At 71.3% G+C, this 20,275-nt stretch carries 17 protein-coding genes and 1 riboswitch; of the genes, 7 read left to right on the top strand and 10 right to left on the bottom strand.

The annotated features are described in order from the left end of the window. Nucleotides 1-9 precede the first annotated feature (9 nt). Both FH610_RS15275 and FH610_RS15270 read left to right on the top strand, forming a co-directional pair. Complete coding sequence (locus FH610_RS15275; protein WP_139575092.1) at nucleotides 10-1,785, top strand: glycoside hydrolase family 15 protein; 1,776 nt, start codon at nucleotides 10-12, stop codon at nucleotides 1,783-1,785. Nucleotides 1,786-1,909: 124 nt separating this feature from the next. Beyond that, nucleotides 1,910-2,380, top strand: coding sequence for an SPW repeat protein (locus FH610_RS15270; protein ID WP_139575091.1), 471 nt, complete (start codon nucleotides 1,910-1,912; stop codon nucleotides 2,378-2,380). Nucleotides 2,381-2,456: 76 nt separating this feature from the next. On the opposite strand, the gene FH610_RS15265 is transcribed toward FH610_RS15270, so the two are convergent. The 6 genes from FH610_RS15265 to FH610_RS45640 form a co-directional block, all read right to left on the bottom strand. Next, nucleotides 2,457-3,014, bottom strand: a complete 558-nt coding sequence (locus FH610_RS15265) for a DUF421 domain-containing protein (RefSeq protein ID WP_139575090.1) — start codon at nucleotides 3,012-3,014, stop codon at nucleotides 2,457-2,459. 107 nt (nucleotides 3,015-3,121) lie between these two features. Further along, nucleotides 3,122-4,744 (bottom strand): amidohydrolase, encoded by a 1,623-nt coding sequence (locus tag FH610_RS15260; protein WP_139575089.1) that lies wholly within the window; start codon nucleotides 4,742-4,744, stop codon nucleotides 3,122-3,124. Between the two features lie 14 nt (nucleotides 4,745-4,758). Beyond that, entirely contained in the window at nucleotides 4,759-5,880 is a 1,122-nt protein-coding gene (locus FH610_RS15255; RefSeq protein WP_139575088.1) for an extracellular solute-binding protein, read from the bottom strand. Nucleotides 5,881-5,886: 6 nt separating this feature from the next. After that, nucleotides 5,887-6,705: an ABC transporter permease gene (locus FH610_RS15250; RefSeq protein ID WP_205825791.1), complete on the bottom strand. Its 819-nt coding sequence runs from the start codon at nucleotides 6,703-6,705 to the stop codon at nucleotides 5,887-5,889. Continuing rightward, complete coding sequence (locus tag FH610_RS15245; protein ID WP_205825790.1) at nucleotides 6,702-7,721, bottom strand: ABC transporter permease; 1,020 nt, start codon at nucleotides 7,719-7,721, stop codon at nucleotides 6,702-6,704. Before FH610_RS15245 ends, FH610_RS15250 begins: the two co-directional genes overlap by 4 nt. Beyond that, complete coding sequence (locus FH610_RS45640; RefSeq protein WP_139575087.1) at nucleotides 7,718-8,845, bottom strand: ABC transporter ATP-binding protein; 1,128 nt, start codon at nucleotides 8,843-8,845, stop codon at nucleotides 7,718-7,720. The genes FH610_RS15245 and FH610_RS45640 overlap by 4 nt, the downstream gene beginning before the upstream one ends. Before the next feature lie 167 nt (nucleotides 8,846-9,012). Here FH610_RS45640 and FH610_RS15235 point away from each other — a divergent pair, with 167 nt between their 5' ends. Beyond that, nucleotides 9,013-9,705: a TetR/AcrR family transcriptional regulator gene (locus tag FH610_RS15235; protein WP_139575086.1), complete on the top strand. Its 693-nt coding sequence runs from the start codon at nucleotides 9,013-9,015 to the stop codon at nucleotides 9,703-9,705. A gap of 868 nt (nucleotides 9,706-10,573) precedes the next feature. After that, nucleotides 10,574-10,753: a hypothetical protein gene (locus FH610_RS15230; RefSeq protein ID WP_139575085.1), complete on the top strand. Its 180-nt coding sequence runs from the start codon at nucleotides 10,574-10,576 to the stop codon at nucleotides 10,751-10,753. A 357-nt stretch (nucleotides 10,754-11,110) separates the two neighbouring features. Here FH610_RS15230 and FH610_RS15225 read toward each other — a convergent pair whose 3' ends face one another. Then, nucleotides 11,111-11,416, bottom strand: a complete 306-nt coding sequence (locus FH610_RS15225) for an NYN domain-containing protein (protein WP_139575084.1) — start codon at nucleotides 11,414-11,416, stop codon at nucleotides 11,111-11,113. Nucleotides 11,417-11,746: 330 nt separating this feature from the next. Here FH610_RS15225 and FH610_RS15220 point away from each other — a divergent pair, with 330 nt between their 5' ends. The 3 genes from FH610_RS15220 (at nucleotide 11,747) to FH610_RS15210 (ending at nucleotide 16,795) form a co-directional block, all read left to right on the top strand. Continuing rightward, a complete protein-coding gene (locus FH610_RS15220; protein ID WP_139575083.1) occupies nucleotides 11,747-14,338 on the top strand; it encodes an MXAN_6230/SCO0854 family RING domain-containing protein in 2,592 nt (863 codons plus the stop codon). Nucleotides 14,339-14,667: 329 nt separating this feature from the next. After that, nucleotides 14,668-15,390 carry a GNAT family N-acetyltransferase gene (locus tag FH610_RS15215; RefSeq protein ID WP_205825789.1) on the top strand — a complete coding sequence of 241 codons (723 nt, stop codon included), beginning with the start codon at nucleotides 14,668-14,670 and terminating at the stop codon, nucleotides 15,388-15,390. 315 nt (nucleotides 15,391-15,705) lie between these two features. After that, nucleotides 15,706-15,848: riboswitch (cyclic di-AMP (ydaO/yuaA leader) on the top strand. Between the two features lie 167 nt (nucleotides 15,849-16,015). Next, entirely contained in the window at nucleotides 16,016-16,795 is a 780-nt protein-coding gene (locus FH610_RS15210) for a CHAP domain-containing protein (protein WP_205825788.1), read from the top strand. 85 nt (nucleotides 16,796-16,880) lie between these two features. Here the strand turns inward: FH610_RS15210 and FH610_RS15205 are convergent, their stop codons facing one another. The 3 genes from FH610_RS15205 to FH610_RS15195 form a co-directional block, all read right to left on the bottom strand. Further along, nucleotides 16,881-17,510, bottom strand: a complete 630-nt coding sequence (locus tag FH610_RS15205) for a DUF305 domain-containing protein (protein ID WP_139575081.1) — start codon at nucleotides 17,508-17,510, stop codon at nucleotides 16,881-16,883. Nucleotides 17,511-17,584: 74 nt separating this feature from the next. Further along, nucleotides 17,585-18,244 carry a hypothetical protein gene (locus FH610_RS15200; protein ID WP_139575080.1) on the bottom strand — a complete coding sequence of 220 codons (660 nt, stop codon included), beginning with the start codon at nucleotides 18,242-18,244 and terminating at the stop codon, nucleotides 17,585-17,587. Between the two features lie 43 nt (nucleotides 18,245-18,287). Then, nucleotides 18,288-20,060 (bottom strand): M48 family metalloprotease, encoded by a 1,773-nt coding sequence (locus FH610_RS15195; RefSeq protein WP_161628008.1) that lies wholly within the window; start codon nucleotides 20,058-20,060, stop codon nucleotides 18,288-18,290. Nucleotides 20,061-20,275: the final 215 nt, after the last annotated feature.

The following is a 20,275-nucleotide window of genomic DNA, read 5'->3' as shown; positions in this document are numbered from 1 at the left end:
GGGAGGACGATGCGCATCGAGGACTACGCGCTCATCGGCGACATGCACACGGCCGCCCTGGTCGGCCGCGACGGCTCGGTCGACTGGCTGTGCCTGCCGCGGTTCGACTCCGGAGCCTGCTTCGCGGCGCTCCTGGGCGGCCGCCCGGCGGGACGCTGGCTGCTGGCCCCGGCGGGCGAGGGGACGTGCACCGGGCGCCGCTACCGCGACGGCACGCTGGTCCTCGAGACGACCTGGGACATGCCCGGCGGGTGCGTTCGGGTCCTCGACTTCATGCCGCCGCGCGGGGAGGCGCCCGACCTCGTGCGGATCGTGGAAGGCGTGCGGGGCCGGGTGGAGATGCGTACGGAACTGCTGCTGCGCTTCGAATACGGCGCCGTGATCCCCTGGGTGCGGCATCGTGAGGGAGAGCTGGCCGTCGTCGCCGGTCCCAACGCCGCCTGGCTCCAGTCGCCCGTCGAGCTCACCCACGACTCCCGCCTCCGCGGGACGACCGCCTCCTTCACCGTCGCGGCGGGAGACCGGGTGCCGTTCGTGCTCACCTGGCAGCAGTCGTGGCAGGGCCGGCCGCGGCGGCTGGAGGCGGGCCAGGAGCTGGCCGCCACCGACCGGCTGTGGAAACAGTGGCTCGGCCGGTGCGGCTACCAGGGGAGGTACGGCGAGGCCGTGGGCAGCAGCCTCCTCGCGCTCAAGGCCCTCACGTACGCCCCCACCGGCGGCATCGTCGCGGCGCCCACGACCTCGCTGCCCGAGCAGATCGGCGGCCCGCGCAACTGGGACTACCGCTACAGCTGGCTGCGGGACGCGTCGTTCACCCTCCAGGCGCTGATGGGCGCGGGATACGCGGACGAGGCGACGGCCTGGCGCGACTGGCTGCTGCGGGCCGTCGCCGGAGACCCCGCCGACCTGCAGATCATGTACACGGTCGACGGCAGCAGGCAGATTCCCGAGTGGACCGTCGACTGGCTGCCGGGATACGAGGGCTCGCGGCCGGTGCGGATCGGCAACGCCGCCTCGCGGCAGTTCCAGCTCGACGTGTACGGCGAGGTGATCGACTGCCTCTACCAGGCCAAGGAGGCGGGCCTGCGGCCGGACGAGGAGGCGTGGGACCTGCAGTGCGCGCTCATGGAGTATCTGGAGGGGGCGTGGCGGGAGCCCGACAACGGGCTGTGGGAGGTGCGCGGCCCGCGCCGCGACTTCGTCCACTCCAAGATCTTCGCCTGGGTGGCGGCGGACCGCATGGTCCGCTCGGTCGAGACGCGGGGCCAGGACGGCCCCGCCCGCCGCTGGCGCGCCCTGCGCGAGGAGATCCACCGGGACGTGTGCGCGCACGGCTACGATCCCGGCCGCAACACCTTCACCCAGTTCTACGGGTCGAAGGGTCTCGACGCCGCGCTGCTGCTCATTCCCCGGCTCGGCTTCCTGCCCCTGGACGACCCTCGCGTTGCGGGCACCGTCGACGCCGTGTGCCGCGAACTGACGGAGGACGGCCTCGTCCTGCGCTACCGGCCCGAGGCCGACGACGTGGACGAACTGCCGGGCGGGGAGGGCGTCTTCATCGCCTGCTCCTTCTGGCTCGCCCACGCGCTCGCCCTGCTCGGCCGGCGCGAACGGTCGCGGCGCCTGTTCGAGCGCCTGCTGTCCCTGCGCAACGACGTCGGCCTGCTGTCGGAGGAGTACGACGTCCGCAAGGGGCGTCAGGCCGGCAACTTCCCCCAGGCGTACAGCCACGTCTCCATCGTGAACGCGGCCCAGGCGCTGGCCCCGCCGGTGCCATCTGACTGACAGATATCGTCCATCTGTTTCCTGCGCATCTCGCGACCTCCCCTCCGCCACCTGCGGCGTTGGATGATGCAACCGAGGGGTCCGGGTCTTCGCCCGGCCCGTCTGGGAGAAGAGGTGACGCGACATGGTGCGACCAGGTCTGGCACGCCGCCCGGACGTGACGGAGCTGCGCCAGACGTACGACCGCGCGGGATCGACCGCTCCCGCGCAGGTCATGGACGGAGTGACGTTCCTCGCCGGGGTCTATCTCGCCATCTCGCCGTGGATCGTGGGCTTCAGTGGTCTCGGCGCTCTGGCGATCAACAACCTGATCGTCGGGCTGACGGTCGCGGCGCTCGCGATGAGCTGCGCGTCCGCCTTCGGCCGCACGTACGGCATGAGCTGGGTGGTGCCGGTGCTCGGCGTCTGGACGATCATCGCGCCGTGGGTGATCCGCGGCCAGCCGGCGACCACGGCGACCATCTGGGACAACGTGGTCACCGGGGCGATCATCTTCCTGTTCGGCCTCGGCGCGCTGGCGTTCGCCGCGAACTACCGGCAGCACGAGCACGGCCGCCCGCGGCGGGGGGTCGGCGCACCGGGCGGCGAATGGTAGCCGCCGTGCCTCGGCAGGCGGCGTACGGCGGGTGACCGGCGGGGGAGGGCTCCTTCGCCCCGCCGTGTCCACCCCGTCACGCGTGCGGCGGGCGCCGCAGCCCCTGGTGGGTGACGTCGCCCACGGGGTGATCCTTCGTGACGACGCTCACCGCCCCCTTCGGCTCGAAGATCACGTATCGGACCGAGGAGAGCGAGGCGACGCCGTGCTGGCGCAGGATCACGTACAGGTCGGGCTCGGTGAGCCCGCACCGCCGCAGCTGCCGCCGCTGGATCTCGCCCTCGTCCACCAGGATCCGGGGCTCGTGGTCGAACCAGTGCGGTGACGGGGACCGCAACCGCACCTGGGTCACGACGGCGTGGACGACGATCACCGTGAGCAGGGCGGCGGCCCCGGTGAGATACGAGGTGTCGGACGCCGTCGCGGTGCGGCCCACGATCGCGCCCACCGCGACCGCCGCGACGAAGTCGAACGGCGACAGTTCGGCGATCATGCGGCGCTTGGTGAGGCGCAGCCCGGCGACGGCGGTCGCGTACAGGAGCAGTGTCTTGACGGCGACCCAGCCCAGATCGGCGACCTGCCCGAACAGCAGGAACACCCCGGGCGGCGGCGAGAGTACGGACAGCGGGGACATGGCTTCCCTCCAATGTGGAGGCGCGACGGCGCATCCCGTCGCGCCGTCCTCTCGCCGGCCCTTCCCCGCCTTCCGGCCGCCATCCCCGAGTGCGGGGCAGAACCGGGTCAGGCCGCGTACACCTGCCGTCCCGCGACGTAGGTGAGCACCGCGCGGGCCGCCGCGATCTCCTCGACGGGCGCCGCGAACGGGTCGCGGTCCAGGACGACCAGGTCGGCGAGCATGCCCGGGGCGATGGTCCCGGTCTCGTCGAGGTGGTTCACCCTGGCCGAGCCCGCGGTGTAGGCGGTCAGCGCGGTCGCCAGGTCGAGCGCCTGTCCCGGGAGGAAGGGCGCGGTGCCGCTCTCCCTGGCCCGGTTCACCGCGACGTGGATGCCCCAGATTGGGTCGGGGCTGCTCACCGGCCAGTCGCTGCCCATGGCGAGCGGCGCGCCGGCCCGGTGCAGGGCCCCGAACGGGTACTGCCACGCCGCCCGCTCCTCGCCCAGGTAGGGAATGGTCAGCTCGTCCATCTGCGGCTCGTGGCAGGCCCAGAACGGCTGCATGTTGGCGGTGACGCCCTCCTCGGCGAACCGGGGGACGTCCTGCGGCCGCACGACCTGGATGTGGGCGACGTGGTGGCGGTTGCCCGACGGGCCGTTGGCGGCGCGCGCGGCGGCGACCGCGTCCAGCGCGGCGGTCACCGCCCGGTCGCCGATCGCGTGGAAGTGGACCTGGAAGCCCTCGGCGTCCAGCACCGTCACGTAGCGGGGCAGTTCGGCGTAGTCCACGAAGCCGATCCCGCGGTTGCCCGTGAGGCAGCCGCACCCGTCGAGGTATGGCTCGTGCAGGGCGGCCGTGAAGTTCTCCGCCACGCCGTCCAGCATGATCTTCACGCTCGCGGCGGCGAACCCGCCCTCCGCGGTCCGGCGGCCGATCAGGCCGGGGATCTGCTCGGCGCCGCGCTCGCGGTCCCACCACAGCGCGCCCCGCACCCGGGCGGTGAGCCGCCCGGACCCGGCCACGTCGAGGTAGACGGAGGTGACGTCGCGGTGCCCGGCGTAGTCGCCGAGGATCGCGTCCTGCCACGCCGTGATGCCCAGCGAGTGCAGGTGTGCCTGGGCGACGAGGAGGGCCTCCACGTAGTCCTCGTGCGAGGTCTCCGACAGGTGCGGCTCGACCAGCGTCATCGCGCCCTCGTGCAGGGTGCCGGTCGGTTCGCCGGCCGCGTCGCGCTCGATGCGCCCGCTGGCCGGGTCGGGGGTGTCGCGGGTGATTCCGGCCGCGCGCAGCGCCGCCGAGTTCACCCACGCGCTGTGGTGGTCCCGGTTCGGCAGGAACACCGGGCGGTCGGGCACGATGGCGTCGAGGTCCTCCTTCACCGGGGTCCCGCCGGGGAAGGCGTCCATCGACCAGCCGCCGCCCGTGATCCACTCGTCGTCCGGACGGGCGGCGGCGTAGGCGGCGACGGCGTCCAGGTAGCCCCGGCGGTCGGTGATCGCGGACAGGTCGCAGCGCAGCCGTTCAAGGCCGCCCATCACCGGGTGCGCGTGCGCGTCCTGGAAGCCGGGCGCGAGCAGCCGGCCCGCCAGGTCCACGACCTCGGTCCCGGGCCCGCGCAGGTCGCGTACGTCATGGTCGTCGCCGACGGCGACGACCCGGCCGTCCCGCACGGCCACCGCCCGCGCTCGCGGCGCGGCGGGGTCGGCGGTGAAGACGTGGCCGTTCACGAACAGCAGGTCCGCGTGCATCTGTCGTCGTCCTTTCAGCTCTTGAAGTCCGTCCAGACCTTGTCGTAAAGATCCAGGGCGGTCTGGGAGCAGGGCGGCACGGGCTGCGCGAGCGCGGCCTTGTCCGCGGGCGGATTGATCGCCGGATCCTTCGCGAGATCCTTGTCCATGTACGCGTCCGAGCCGGTGACGGCGTTGGCGTAGCCCACGAAGTTGGTGGCCTCGGCGGCGTTCTTCGGGTCGAGCATCCAGTTGATGAAGATCTTGGCGTTGTCGACGTTGTGCGCGCCCTTCGGCACGGCGAAGTTGTCCTGCCACAGCGGCAGGCCCTCCGAGGGGTAGACCCAGGTGATGCCCTTGTTCTTCACCGAGGCCCGGTGGAAGGCGCCGTTCCACATCATGGCCAGCGTGGTCTCGCCCGACGTCATCCGGTCGATCTGGCCGTCGGAGCTGATCACCTTGAGCTTGCCCTTGACCCCGGACAGCAGCGCCTGCACCTTCTGGTAGTCGGCCGGCGTCTCGCTGCACGGTTTGGCGCCGACGGCGCGCAGCGCCGCGGCGACGACCTCGTTGGAGTCGTTCAGCATGCCCATGTTGCCGCTCGCGCCGGCCGGCGGGTTGAAGAACTCCGCCCAGCTGGTGACCTTGCCGCCGACCTTCGCCTCGTCGACCGCGATGCCCGTGGTGCCGTGCATGTACGGAGCGGTGAACGTGCGCCCCTGGTCGAAGTACACGTCGTCGAACTCGGGCTCGATGTTCTTGCCGTTCGGGAAGGTCGCGGTGTCGATCTCCTGCAGCAGGCCGAGCTGGACCATCTGCTGCACCATGTAGTCGCTCGGCACGATCACGTCGTAGCCGGTGCCGCCGGCCTGCAGCTTGGCCAGCAGCCCCTCGTTGGACTCGAAGGTGTCCAGGTGCACCTTGATCCCGGTCTCGGACTCGAAGCGCTTGAGCAGCTCGGGGGAGATGTAGTCGGTCCAGTTGTAGAGGTTCAGCTCGCCGCTCCCCTTGGCGGGGAACGCCGCCGAGCCCCCGGAGGAGGAGCCGGAGCCCGATGACGTGGCGGTGCCGGTCGAGCCGCCGCCGCAGGCGGCGAGCGCGAGCACGCCCGCCCCGAGCAGGGCCGTGAGGGGGAGGAGCCGGTGCTTCGAAACCATGTGCGGTCAGCCTCTCTTGCGGCCGGCGAAGTACGCCGCCGCGAGAACGAGCAGGGAGACGAGGAGGATCAGGGTGGACAGCGCGTTGACGGCCGGGGTGATGCCGACGCGGAGCATGCCGTAGATGTAGATCGGGAGCGTGGTGGTGCCCGGTCCGGCGACGAAGAAGGTGATCAGGAAGTCGTCGAGGGAGACGATGAAGGCCATCAACGCGCCCGCGACGACGCCGGGGGCCAGCAGCGGGAGGGTGACCCGGCGGAACACCCGCCAGGGCGAGGCGCCGAGGTCGGCGGCGGCCTCGAACACCCGCTGGTCCATGTCGGCCAGCCGGGCCCGGATCGGCAGCAGCGCGAACGGCACGCAGAACGCGATGTGGGCGAGGGTCACGCTCGTCATGCCCAGCGGCACGTCGAGGAAGGCGAACATCGCCAGCGTCGCGACCGCGAGCACGATCTCCGGCAGCACCAGCGGCGCGCCGGCGACCAGCATGACCGCCCCCCGCGCCGTACGGCGCAGCGCGGCCAGGCCGAGGGCGATGCCGATGGCGAGCACGACCGAGCAGACCGTGGCGACGGCGGCGACCTGGAGCGAGGTCGTCGTCGCGTTCCTGATGTCGGCGTTGGCCACCACGTCGCCGAACCAGTGGAGGCTGAAGCCCTCCCAGATCGTGGCGATCCTGCCGGTGTTGAACGCGTACGCCACGACGACGAGCAGGGGGAGGTAGAGGAAGACGAGCAGCAGGACCGAGACCGTCGCGAAGGCGGGGAAGCGCCGCAGGTCGACGCGGCGGGTGCGGTTCGCTTCGCGGTTCGCTTCGCGGTTCACAGCAGGCTCGCCTTCTGGTCGCCGCGGCGACCCGCCAGCGCGAACCCCATGAGGGTCAGCAGGGTGAGGGCCAGCAGGGCGACCGCCACGGCCGAGCCGAGCGGCCAGTTGCGGGAGGCGCCGAACTGCTGCTCGATGAGGTTGCCGATCATCAGCGACTTGCCGCCGCCGAGCAGTTGCGGCTGGAGGAACGCGCCGAGCGACGGGATGAAGACCAGCACCACCCCCGCGACGAGCCCGGGCCGAACGGCCGGGTAGACGACGCGCCGCAGGACGGTGAGCCGCCGGGCGCCCAGATCGTAGGCCGCCTCGGCCAGGCGGAAGTCGAACTTCTCCGCGCTGGAGTAGACCGGCAGGATCATGAACGGCAGCGACACGTAGACCAGCCCGACGGCGGTGGCGAACGGCGTGTAGAGCAGCCCGATCGGCGTGCCGAGCAGGTCGCTGACCGGCCCGTTGTCGTTGAGGATCAGCACCCAGGCGTACGTCCGCACGAGCGTGTTCGTCCAGAAGGGGATCGTGACGGCGAAGACGAGCAGCGCCCGCGTGCGCGGCGACCTGGTGGCCATCCACACCGCCATCGGGAAGGCGAGCACGGCGCAGCAGACGGTCGTGAGCGCGGCGAGCCAGATCGACTGCCAGAACACGCCGATGTAGCGGGGATCGAAGGTCTTCGTGCCGTCGAGCTGCGTGTCGAACAGCAGCCGGACATAGGAGTCGACGGAGAACGGCCCGGCGACGCCGACGCCGAACCTGCCGCGCGACATGAACGAGTAGGCGACCACGACCACCAGCGGGGCGCCGACCAGGGCCAGCAGGAAGAGCGTGCCCGGCAGCACCGAGGACCGGGCGCCCTGACCGGCAGGCCGGTGGACGCGGCGGGCTCCGGAGGCGGCCGCCCGCCCTGGCCGGGCCCGTGCGGTCCCGGGGGCGGCCGAGGCCGCCCGGTCGTCTGCCGGATCCGTCGCCGGATCGTCTGCGGGGGTCGGTGCGGTCCCCGGCGTGAGCGGCGTCACGAGGCCACCGCCCAGCCGCGTCCAGGCAGCACGTCCAGGCCGACCCGTTGTCCGGGTCCGGGGAACGCGGCGCCCACCGGCAGCCGCACCACCACGCGCTCGCCGCCGGCGAGTTCGGCGCCGACGCGAACGTCGCTGCCGACGTAGACGGACTCGCGTACGACGCCGTGCAGCGGGGCGTCCTCACCCCCGACCACCAGGTGTTCGGGGCGCAGGGCGATCGTCACCTCGCCTCCGCCTCCGCCTCCGCCTCCGCCTCCGCCTCCGCCCGTCCCGCCCGTGCCGCCCGTGCCGCCCGCGCCGCTCACACGGTCGGCGGGGAGCACCTCCCCGCCCTTGAGCCGGTAACCTGCGTCGGTGCGCTCGGCGGTCAGGAAGCTGGTCTCGCCGATGAAGTCGGCGACGAACCTGTTGGCCGGCCGCTCGTAGACCTCCTGCGGCGTGCCGATCTGCGCGACGGTGCCCTCCTGGAACACCGCGAGCCGGTCGCCGAGCGAGATGGCCTCCTCCTGGTCGTGGGTGACGAAGACGAAGGTCACCCCCGTCGTCTGCTGGATCCGTTTCAGCTCCGTCTGCATGCCGCGCCGCAGCTTGAGGTCGAGCGCGGCGAGCGGCTCGTCGAGCAGCAGCACCTCGGGCCGCTTGGCGAGCGCCCGGGCGAGGGCGACGCGCTGCTGCTGGCCGCCGGACAGCTGGCCGGGCCTGCGCCTGCCGTGCTCCGGCAGGCGTACCAGTTCCAGCGCCTCGGCCACGAGCGGGGCCGCCTGCCTGCGGCTCATCCCCTCCATCTCCAGGCCGAAGGAGACGTTCTCGGCCACGGTGAGGTGGGGGAACAGCGCGTAGCTCTGGAAGACGGTGTTGACCCGGCGCTTGTACGGCGGGAGCACGTCCAGCCGCTCTGAGCCGAGCCACACCTCGCCCTCGTCCGGGTACTCGAGACCGGCGATCGTGCGCAGGAGCGTCGTCTTGCCGCATCCCGAGGGGCCCAGCAGGACGAAGAACTCCGCGGGCTCGATCACCAGGGAGACGTCGTCGAGTGCCGTGACGATCCCGCCCTCCGGCGCCGGGAAGCGGCGCGTGACTCCCTTGATCCGAAGCCCGTCATGAGACGCCGCTGAAGCCATGGGCGACCTCCGAAAGAGCAGCTGAGCGGCCTCGGCAGAGGGCGGGCCGCGAATGGGTGGGGAAAGAGAAGCACGACGTAAACGGCGTTGTCAACGGTGATGACAACGCTTCCCGTGTTGTGAAGAATGTGTCGCGACGGTCACGTCTCACTGAGGAGAATGTGCTCATGCCCCCACGCCGTACCGTCGCGCTCTCCCAGGAGCGGATCGTCGCCGCCTGTCTCGAACTCGTCGAAAGCGGCGGCCCGGGCGCCCTGACGTTCCGGAACATCGGCCGGCATCTCGGCGTGGACGCGACGGCGGTCTACCGGCACTTCAGGGACAAGGACGACCTCGTGCGGGCACTGGCCGACCGGCTGTACGAGGAGGCGCTGGACGGGTTCGCCCCCGGCGAGGACTGGCTGGACACGGTGCGGGACGCGGCCATGCGCGTCTACCGGGCCTTCGCCGGCCACCCCCAGGCCGCGGTGCTGGCGGCCAGCAGGTCGACCCGGCGCGAGTCCGAGATAAACGCCATCGAGGTGCTGCTCGACGCGCTGCGCCAGGGAGGCTTCGAACCGCCGGAGGCCGCGCGGTACGAGCGTGCTCTCGGCGACCACGTCCTGGCCTGGGCGGCCTTCGAGGCGTCGTTCGTGATGCTCCCGTCCGAGGTGCGCGAGGGCGACGCCGGGGCGCCGCTGGTCTACGCGGCGCAGAGCCGGGACCGCTATCCGCGGCTCGCCGAGTGTGCCCCCCACCTGCCGCCCGTCACGGTCCCCCAGTTCGAGACCGCGCTGGAGATCTTCCTCGTCGGCCTGCGCACGCTCGCCCCCGAACGGCCCCCCAAGCCGGTCGGCGCGGAGCCCGCCGGCCAGGACTGAGCCGGCGCGTCACGGACCACCGCCGTATGCCGGCGGCGGGCGGTAGCGTGGCGCGTCGTGTCGAGAAGATCGCGTTGGTGGTGGACCGTCGCTCTGGTCGTGTCGTCGGCCGGGCTGGCCTACGACCTGCCCCTGACGAACACCCGCTTCGCCTGGTTCTCGTTCGGGTACTGCCCGGCGCGCGATCTCTACGACTCCGCGGCGGCCCTGTGGCGCCGGCCCGCGCATACCTCCCGCTGGCGTGGTACGCGGGGCTTCCCGGCATCGTCCTCGCGTTCCTCCTGCATTGGGCCGCCATCAGGAGGGGGCGTGCCCGCGCCGGGCGCATACTGGCGCGCGTCGCGTTCTTCTGCGACGCACGCGCGGGCGGTCGTTTCCGGAACGTCTCCGACCGCGACCTGATCGCCTACGGGCGCGCCGTGTGCGACGCCTACCGGCAGGGCGGCTCGGACGAGTACTTCGTCGCCGCCATCTGCCCGCCGGTCGAGGCGGACCTGCGGAAACAAAAAGCGGCCGAGGGCGCCGAATTCCAAGCGCGGGAGGCGGCGGACCAGCGGGTGTGCGACGCGGCCCGGCACCGGCCGCTGACCAGGCCGGTACGCGTCACGAGGACACGGATGGGCACCGACTACGGGGTGATCGAGTCTTCCGAGACGGAGGACGCGTTCGACGACGATCTGCTGAGGTCGATGGCGGCCGGCGATCTCGTCGCCGCCGTCCTGGGGCATTTGATCATTCTGACCCACTCCGACTTCGACAACTGCCCCGACGGCGGAGCTGTACCGACGGCGGCCTCCGGTCGAGGTGAAGGGCTGGGAGCGCGTGGTGGAGATCGGCTACGAGAGCCCGACCCGGTCACATCGGGCTCATGGACCCCATGGTCGGCGAGAGCGACCTGCCCAACCTCGCCTTCCGGGGCAAGGGCCGCTACCGCGTCCGGGTGCACTACAGGAAGCCGGAATGGGAGGCGGGCACGCCCCAGCACCTTCTGATCATGATTTATCCCGGCAGCGGGCGCCGGACCGTCGAGTACCTCCCCAGATCCTGAACGCGGCAAAGCTGATGTCAGCCGCTCCACTTTTCGGGGCGCCGGTAAATTCTTCGATCTACACCAGGAACGGACTCAGGGAGTAGCGATGCTCGTAGATGCCTCTCGGGAATCGCAAACGAAATCACCTGCTCCGAGAAATCATGCTTCGGGCCAACGCGACCGGGCGGACAGGCGATCATCACCTGCCGTGTGGGGGCCAGTTGTAGCGACGCTTCGATCGCAGGACAGAAATCAGTGTCAGTCGACATGAGGAGTGACATGTCGCCATAACCGGACGCCGCGTCGACGGTCATAGCCACCGCCAGCGCCACATCCGTCAACTTCTCCTCGTACGTGTGGAATGTCTGGGCAGGATCACAGGCGCACGTCCATCGGGAACCGCAGTCTCTGCACCGCGCGGTTTTCTTCTTGAAGTGGCCGCGAAATGATCTCCACTTCCGGTCGGTAGGCGGCAAGGGCGGCAAGGTAGGTCTCCTGCCTCAGCGCCGCGTCAGGTTCGCCCTTGACGATCGCGGTGAAGTACCTGACCTTGATCACTACATCGTGCCTGCGGAGCTGTCGTACCAACTCGACGACATCGAGCCACAAGTACGCGCGACCGTACTTGCTCTTCAACCCGTGGTACAGGTTGAAGCCGTCGACGTACGCGACCACGTCCACCCGCAAGCTCCTCCCGGCATTGGCCAACCTGGCCGATCGTAGCTAGCATGGAGCCACACGAAGTTGGTTACGGCCAACTGGGCGGCCCCGCAAGGGGCCGCATTTTTTGTTGCCGTCCCATAGGCGGTCACGGGCGTCGCGGTCGCCGGCCCTGGCGTACGGGGAAAATGGGACGACACAAGATCGGGCGGCGGGCTAGGGTGTCGGGTCAAGGGGCGGCTCCTGGACGTGCTTCCTTCTCGATCTTTTAATCGCTTTAGTGCGTCCGTTCTCCGCCCCGTCTCACTTTCCCGGTGCCCGTCCAATCGCTCGTACACAGGGAGGATGCCCGTGGACCGGCTGGCGGAGCTGCTGCTGCGGCAGCGGCTGGTCGCCCCCGACCTTCTCGTCCCCGTCGTCGAGCGGGAAGCCGCCGCCCCGGGCCCCGAGGGCTCCGGCCGTTCGTCGCGCTCGTCCCGCCGGGAACGGCCCCTCGCCGCCGTCGCCGACGGGCTGGTCGCGCTGGAGGCCGACCTGCTCCAGCTCGGGCATGTGCTGAGCGTGCCGCTGCGTGCCCGGCTGGCCGAGCTGGACGCCGGGGATCTCGGGCAGGCGGGCCGCGCGCTCGTCTCCGCCCTGTCGGCCCAGCTGGGCGGGCGCGTCGTGCACACGCCGCTGTTCCGCCGCTTCCCGGAGTCGGTCCCCGCCGACACGGTGGAGCTGTTCGTCCGCAGGGTGTTCTCCGTGCTGCTCCAGCGGCCGGAGCAGCCGTGCGTGCTGTGCGGGCAGGTCGCCGCCGTCCATCCGGTGTCGCCGTGCGCGCACCTCGTCTGCCGTGCGTGCTGGGACGGCGCGGACTACAGCGCCTGCCCGATCTGCCATCGCCGGATCGACCCCGGCGATCCCTTCCTGCGCCCGGCCGACGACGTCTACGCCCCGGCCGTCAGGTGGAGCGGCCGGGTGCCGGAGACGCTGACCCTGCTCGGGCTGTGCGACGACCCCGCCGCCCGGGCCCGCGACCTGCTGGGTCCGCTGCTGTCCCGGCAGGCGGCGCCGCGCGCGGAGGACAGGGCGGTCGTCGCCGAGATCGTCGATCGCTTCTGGCCCGCGTCGGCCGGCTGGCTGCCCGAGCGGATCCCGGCCCGCGAGACCCGTGCCGTCGTCCTGGCGGCGGCCGTACGCCACGGCGACCTGGCCCTGCTCACGCGGCACGCCGACACGGCGACCGACGTGCTGCGGCTGCTCCACGCCCTCATGGGCGGCGACCCCGCGTTGCGCGCCCGCCTCCCGCGCCGCACGAGCCTGTCCCGGCCGGTGCGCCGCGCGCTCCTCGCCGCGCTGGATCGGCAGGCGCTGCCGTACCTGATCGAGGACCTGCACCGCTACCCCGCGCAGTGGCGGCACATGGCGGAGGTGCTGCACCCGCACGAGTTCCACCGGCGTCACCCGGACGCGGCCCTGGCGTTCGCCGTGCTGCGCGGCACCCCGCTGCGGAAGGGCACACCGATGGCGGACGTCCTGCTGGAGCGCGCGGCGGCCCACGGGGACCTGCTGTCGTTCGACGGTGTACGGCTGCGCGCCCGCACGTTCGCGGGGCGGTTCGAGGCCGCGCTGCGGACCGATCCCCGCGAGGCCCTCGCCCTGCTGGCGCGCCGGCCGGGAGAGCTGCTGCGGCGCACCGCCGATCTCGCCCGCCGCCTGCCCGCCGCCGACCTCGCCGAGGTCCTGCGCGCCGCCGCACCGCACGTCTCCCCGGCCGTGCTGATCGCCACCCTGGGCCAGTTGCGCACCCCACCGGGCGGGACCCGCATGTTCCTGCCGCGCGGGGGAGCGGCGCGGATCTGGGCCGAGCCCGACGCCCGCGAGGAGCTCGCCCCCGAGACCGTGGCCGCCCTGTCCGCCGTGCTGACCGGCGAGATGCTGCGCCGGGCCGCCGCGCTGCCGCCCGTCGAGACCGCGCTCCTGGACGAGGAGCTGGCCGACCTGCTCGCGCCGGAGGCCGAGCGGTCCGCCTCGGCCGCGCTGGTACGGCTGCCGCGCGGCAGCGTCCGGCCGCTCCCGGACGGTGCGCGGATCCGGCTGTTCCTGCACTGGGCGGAGCCCGCGGATCGCGTGGTCGACCTGGACCTGTCGGTGGCGGTGTTCGACGCGCGGTGGGAGTTCGTCGGGCTGTGCGACTACACGAACCTGCGGCTCGGCGCGAGCGCCGCCGTCCACTCCGGGGATCTGACCTCCGCGCCCGAGCCGCTGGGCGCGTCGGAGTTCGTGGACCTCGACGTGGCCGCGCTGCGCGCGACCGGCGGCCGGTACGCGGTGCCCGTCGTGTTCAGTTACAACGACGTGCCGTTCGACGAACTGGCCCGCGGTTTCGCCGGGTTCATGGACGATCCGGACGGCCTGTTCGACCCGCTCGCCGTACGGCAGCGCTTCGACCTGACCGGCCCGGCCAAGATCCTCGTCCCGCTCGTCGCCGACCTCTGGTCGCGCACGATGCGCTGGGTGGACCTCAACGTGTCCGCGTTCGGCGGGTTCCACAACGTGTACGAACACGAGGAGCAACTCGCCCGTCTGGGCGCGGCCGCCGAGGACGCCTACGGTCTCGGCGAGCGCGTGACCCTGTGGGAGGTCGCCTGCTGGCACGCCGCCGCCCGCGCCCGCGAGGTCGTCGTACGGCACCGCGACGGCGCCGTGAGCCGGCACGCGCGTCGTCCCGGCGAGGACGCCGCCGCCTTCGCGTCCCGCCTCGGCGTACGGCAGGCGGCCGATCCCGCGGCGGAGGCCGGTGCGGCGGAAGCGGGTCTCGCCGTGGTGCTGGAGGACGACGTGCGGGTGAGCGAGGGGGCACAGGTCTACGCCCTGCACCCTGCCCGTCTCGACCCCGCCGTGATCCGCCCTCTCGACGCCTCCGACCTCGTCGGCATGCTCGCCCCCGCGATGCGCTGACCGGCCGGAAATAAAGGTTTGCGCGCTCACTGACCGCGTGGGAAAGTGAGCGTGCTTCACACAAGTAACAGCGAAGGAATGAAGCCTATGTTCTCGGCGTCCCACAGCGGCCGCCGTCGGCACTGACCGATACGCCTCCCGCGTCATCGGCTCACTGCCTTCACCGTCTCACGGCGGCCCCACGTGACGGTGCCCTGTGCACCTTCTCCATCCCGTCCGGGATGGCTTCAGATGCGAGTTCACCCTCCGCTCCGCGCGGCGGGCGAACCGCTCCATCTTTCATTCGTGAGGTCGATATCACCGTGGGCATCGATGTCCAGAGTTTCGCCGTGGCCAACCTTCGCCGCCGTCCCGAGGTCGTCGAGATCGGGGGCTTCGTCCTCGGCGTGGAGCCCGGCACCACCAGCCCGTACGTCAACTACGCGACACCCCTGCCCGGCGCCCGGCCGGGCGGGCGGGACGTCGCGGCGCTGATCGGGGCGTTCCGCGAGCGCGGGCTCAAGCCCCGGCTCGAGTTCGCCCCGGACGCCGCGCCCGCCGTGGAGCCCGCGCTTCGCGAGGCGGGGTTCGCCGTCGAGGCGGTGCACGACTACCTCGTCTGCATCCCGGCCACGCTGACGAGGCCGCGAACCGCTCTCCCGGTGGAGACGCCGTTGACGGACGAGGACTACACGGCGATCGACGCCGCCCTGGCGGAGGCGTTCGGCGGGGAGTTCGCCTCGTCGCCGGAGGGCGCGGCCCGGCTGCGCCGTACGGAGGAGAGCGGCGGCGCGGTCCGGTTCGTCCGGGCGCCCGGCGGCGGCTGCGCGGGAGCGGCCATGTGCTCCGCTCCGGCCGTGGAGACGTCGGAACTCGCCGGCGTCGGCACCCGCCCCGGCTTCCGTGGCCGGGGCATCGCCGCCGCGGTCACCGCCACGCTCGCCGAGGCGATGCTCGCCAGGGGAGCACGGTCGGTGTGGCTGGAGTACGGCGGCGAGGGATCCCGCCGGGTCTACGAACGCGTCGGCTTCCGGCCGGCCGGCACCCGCCTGTACATGTCGCTCGAAGTCTGACGCGCGCCGTCTGATTCGCGCCGTCTGATTCGCGCCCGGCGGGGGACCGCCGCCCGCCGGGCGCGACGGCGTGTCCGGGGGACGGCCGCGCCTGGTCGGGTCGTCTTCGACCCGCCCCGCCGGACGGGCGCTCATGCCCGAACGGCGCGGTGTGGCGCATCTCACCGCGGGCGGCCCGCGACGGTGAGGACCTGCGGAAGCACGGAACGGCGGCGGCCAGAATGATGCCCTTTGCCGGGTTTTTGGTCGTGTCTTACTTGTTATCTATTAAGCTTCCCGTGTGTCTCGCCGGTGAGCGGTCCTCAACCCGAGGACGACCGGCGACCGCCGAATCCCGGAAGTCATCGATCCCGGGAACCGGGGACCCACGTCTCTTGGGGTGAATCCGGACCATCCGGTAGGGCTACTCCTGGCCCGAACCCGTCAGCTAACCCGGTAGGCGGCCAAGGAGAGGAGAGCGCGTGGAGTGTCGGCTCCACCTGCCCACCCGGTCCGCGTCGTGTCGCCGGACCACATGCCCGCCCTGGAACGTCTCCAGGCTTCCGGGGTGATGGCGCGCCCGTGACGGGCTGCCACATTTCCCGTTTCTGATTCCGCCCCGCCGCGGCCGTGTCCTCGGACGGTCATGCCGTCATGCCGCCACGCCCCGCGGGCCGGTCCGTCATGTCTCGAAGCGCGCCATGAGGAGCCTCCGATTTCCACCGATCCGATAGCTCGACAGCTGCTCGACGCCGTCCGCCCCGAACTGGGCTACCGCGAACGAGCCGGGAAACACACGAAGTTCGGCGAGTGGTACGCCGACAACATCGCCAAGGACTCCGACTTCAAGACCGCCCCCTGGTGCGACATGTTCGTCTCCTGGGCGGCGGACCGGGCCGGGGTGCAGGGCCACGTCGGCGAGTTCGCGCTGACCACACGGCACGCCAAGTGGTTCAAGGAGCACCACGCCTGGAGCGACAAGCCCGAGCCGGGCGCCGTGGTCTTCTTCGACTGGTCGGGGTCCAAGAAGATCGGCGACATCGACCACGTCGGCATCGTCGAGAAGGTCGCCGGCGGGAAGGTCCACACGATCGAGGGCAACGTCGACGGCGTGTGGCTGAAGCGCAAGGTGCGCGACAAGAGCAAGATCGTGGGGTACGGCCTGCCGCGCAAGGTCAAGGTGGCGCCGACGGCGCCGGTGACGATCCAGCCCGTGGCGGCCGTCAACGCGAGCGTCCAGCGCGCCGCGGCGCCCACCACCAGGAACATGGCGGCCACGCAGGGCAAGTCCCTCGACGTCGTGTGGTCGCCCGGCGACGCCGTCCTGCCGGCCGGTCTGCTATTCGCGGTGGTCTCCACCGCCGTGACCGGGCTCCGGTTCAAGGCCGCGGCGGCGACGTCCGGCGGACGGCACCGCAAGCGATGACCTCCCACGACGACCCCCCACGGTGACGTCCCGCCGCCTTCCCGGAGCGGCGGACCGCCGTGGCACGTCGTCGGCTCGGGCCGCCTTAACCCAGCAGGCCCTTCATCTCCCTGATCTCGGCCGACTGGCTGGAGACGATGGACGCCGCCATCCGCCGGGCCGGCTCGTAGGCCCCGGTGAGCAGCTCGTCGCGCGCCATGGCGACGGCGCCCTCATGGTGCCGGATCATCATCGTGAGGAAGGCCCGGTCGAAGGCCCGTCCGGACAACCCCGCGAGACTCCGCATGTCCTCGGGGGACATCATTCCGGGCATGGCGTGGTGCCCCGGCGCGGGGCTCTCACCGGGCACCCGCTCGCCCCAGGCCGTGAGCCAGCGGCTCATCGTCCGGATCTCGGGAGCCTGCGCGGCCTCGATCCGCCGGGCGAGCCGCGCGACCCGGGCGTCCGCCGCGCGGCCCTCGGCCAGCCGACCCATCTCCACCGCCTGACGATGATGCGGGATCATCATCCGGGCGAACATGACGTCCTGGTCGTTGTGATCGGCCGCCGGTGTCGTGCCGGCAGGCCCGGTGAGCCCGGTGAGCGCGGTGAGCGCGGCGGGTGAAGACGATGCCCCGGGCCAGGCGGCGGAGCCGTACGCGCCGCCCAGGCCGACCAGCAGATCGGCCGTAAGCAGGGCCGTCAGCAGGGCCGCCGGCAGGACACGTCCCTTCATAGGCCGACACCTCCGTACGCCCGGGCGTGGTGGGGTCCTGGATTGTCGTACCCCGTCCCGCCGGAACGTTCCCGTTAGCCGAACGTGATCCGGAACCGGTAGTTGTCGCCGTAGGTCGAGCCGCGGATGGTGAACGCCGCGCTCCCCGAGCTCACTCGGCCCGATACCGTCGCCCCGGCGTTGACGGCGTAGAGGAAGGGGGACGTGCCGAGATTACGGCAAGGGACGATGGTCTTCTCTCCGTAGAAGTGGTTGAACGTGGCCCCCTCGGCGCGATGGCTGTCGACCAGCTTGCCGGACCAGGAGGTGCCCGATCGGCCGGTGACCCAGTAGCCGAGCAAGAGGTTCGGGTCGCGTACGTTGCCGCCGAGATCGCGGGCCGACGCGGTGACGACGTGGGCGGAGCCGAATTGGAAGGATCCGACGGCTCCGATGTTCCCCACGTAGAACTCCCAGTAGAAGGGATTGCGCTCGACCCGGCCCGCGGCGGACTTGGGTGGGCCGGTGATGAATTTCGCGGCCATCCTGTATCGGCTGGTGCCGATGAACCGGTGCTCGCCCGAGAGGGGACCTCCGCAGTAGTCGTATGAGTCGACCACCACGGTGGCGGTGCCGCGATAGATCTGTAGCGCGGACTGCGCGCCGGTCGCCGGGCCGGCCGGGATCACCGCCCCGAGCACCGCGGTCACCGACACGGCAGCCGCTGATCCGCGTTTCCGTGCTTTTCTGCTCATGGAGAATTCCCTCCTTGTCGTACCGTCGATCAAGGGCCGTGTTTCAGATGAAACTCGTCATATAGAGCGCCAGAGGAAGGACGGCGGCCAGTGCATAGGGAGCGAACTGAGAATTGCGATCGCCGGCGTGTCGTGTCCGTACGATCCACGGCCAGACGACCAGCAGCACCGTGCTCCCGCCCAGGAGGAGCCGGTCGAAGGCGAGCCCTTTGACGATGCTCTGGAACACGTGGGCGATCGCGGCGCCGATGTCCTCACCGGTGAGCATGAACGCGGGCAGAGCGAGGGCCGACACCAGCACGAGCCGGACGACGAAGGTCGCCGGCCACGCCACGGCCAGCCCCGTGAGGCCGCAGAAGCGCCCCCCGGCGACCTTTCGGCGCAACGCGGCCGGCGGGTGGGTGAGCACTCTGCTGACACGTCTCAGCCGGCCGCCGGGAAGGGTCCGTTCGAGGGCCAGTGCCCGGATGAGCGCGTCGGCGCCACACTGCCGGACCGCCAGCCGATCTGCGCCGAGTTCCGCCAGCCACAGCGCCACGACCGGCAGGAGCAGCATCCTCGGGACGACGGCGGCGTGGACGAGGAGCTGCCCGGTCAGCAGGCGCCCGGCCGCGCCTCCGAGCGTGACGTACAGGGTGATCGGCAGCAGCCCGACCACTACAAAGATCGGGCCCCAGACGCGCACCAGCCAGGTGAAAGGGCTCGCGAGACCGACGACGTGGTGATCGCGTTGACGACGGTGGGCGATCTCGTGCAGCAGCACGGCCTCGGCCGCTTCGGGGTCGGCCCGCCACAGGACGGTGAGCGGGAGGAATACGGCGATCCGCGCCTGCTTCCAGCCCACCGGATAGACGCGCGCCGTCATGCGGTTACTCTCGCTGAACCTGATCTCGACGGAAGGGTCCTGCCGCCGTACGAACGCGGCCATCTCCTCGATGACCGGGTTGTCGCTGACTCTCAGATCGTGCCGCCGCTCCACTCTTCTTCCGCGGAACCCCGGCAGCAGCAGGCTCGCCATCGCCCCGAGCAGGATCAGTGCAGGGAAGAGCTGGGCGATGCTCGCGACGCCGAGCACGATGCCCGCCGTGCGGGCGACGCCCATAGGGCTGTTCGTGATCAGGGTCCTGTAGTCGGTGGCCTGGCGGATCCAGTCGCCGATCAGCCCGGGCACTCCGACCAGAAGGTAGGCGATCAGGTAGAACCAGAGCCACGGCGGCAGCATCCAGGAACGCGATGGCCCGCCGAGCCGGTGTTCCGGCAGAGGCAGCGCCGGGGACGTGGCCAGAAGAGCGGCGAGCAGCGCCTGGATCTCCTCCGGTGTGTTGCCCGGTTCGAAGACCGTCTCCAGGAGCCGGTAGGTCTGTTGCTCGGCCCTCTCCCTGCTGAGACCGTGAGCGATCAGGCGCTCCGTCAGGACGGCGATCACCTGGTCGAGCAGGCGCCCCTGGTCGGGGTTCATCTGGGCAGGCGACGAGGGGCCGCCGGTGGCGGCGGTTCGCTCAAGCGAAGGGGTTCTGCCGCTACGCCGCGACTCGATGAGGGCGTACACGGCGAGGGTGTTCCCGATCATTCCGTCCGCGAGAAACGTGTGCAGGTGATCGGCGGCGGCGCGCAGCGCGTCGAGAATGGCCGGGAGCTCGCCTATTCCCGCGCCGGACGCGAATCCCCCGGTTTCACCGCCGTCTCCGGTGGTGAAAAGACGGCGGCGGCGTTCCCCGCCTTCGGCATAGGCGGCGCCGACCTCTGCCGCGAAATCGATCTCATGAGGTGTCAGACGCTCTGCGAGGCGCCGGGACCACGCTCCGACGAGTTCCACGGAATTCCTCCACGGGACGGCGGGAACCTCACCGTAAAAGACCATTGCCGTCCGGCCAATGACGTGTGCATACACGGTTGGTCACGCCCTGTGTCGATTCGGATATGGTGGCGCCAATAATGGTGGCCGGGACGGCGAATGACCGACTAATTCCAAAGCGCGGCATAAAGATAGAACATCACTTGATGCCGTATTCACCCCCTTTGTAGTGAAAT

The organism is Microbispora catharanthi, assembly GCF_006334915.2.
GTDB lineage: Bacteria > Actinomycetota > Actinomycetes > Streptosporangiales > Streptosporangiaceae > Microbispora > Microbispora catharanthi.
This window is presented reverse-complemented; position numbering and strand designations above follow the sequence as displayed.